Source organism: Candidatus Nanopusillus massiliensis (assembly GCF_920984865.1).
In genome coordinates, this window is the sequence record NZ_OV100765.1 from 510743 (window position 1) to 511068 (window position 326).

At 22.2% G+C, this 326-nt stretch carries 1 protein-coding gene (cut by a window edge); it reads right to left on the reverse strand.

The window, feature by feature from the left end; genetic code table 11:
- A protein-coding gene (gene truD / locus LUA84_RS04480) for a tRNA pseudouridine(13) synthase TruD (RefSeq protein ID WP_308112665.1) crosses the window boundary here: on the reverse strand, nucleotides 1-140 show its 5' portion. 133 nt of this gene lie to the left of the window's left edge; 140 of the gene's 273 nt are visible here — the first part of the coding sequence; the start codon lies at nucleotides 138-140; its stop codon lies off the left edge, out of view.
- Nucleotides 141-326 lie beyond the last annotated feature (186 nt).

The following is a 326-nucleotide window of genomic DNA, read 5'->3' on the forward strand; positions in this document are numbered from 1 at the left end:
AATAATTTATTCCATAAGTATGATTGATATGAATGAACAAACATCTTTAATATTCTCTTTGGTATATATTTTAATGCCCTTTTAAAATTTCTCTCTTTTGATAAATAATTTANNAATGATCTTTCAACATGCCAAATAATTTGGAAATATTCTCAATGCTTCTTTAAATTTACTCCAATTTTCATATAAAAATTTTCTTGCCTTTATTCGGCCTCGCTTTTTTCATTTTTATAATCTGTTAAAAATATTTTTATTGCATTTTCGTAATTCCTTTTAATTATATATTTCCCAATTATATGAATTTATTTCCCCTATTTCCAAATCTT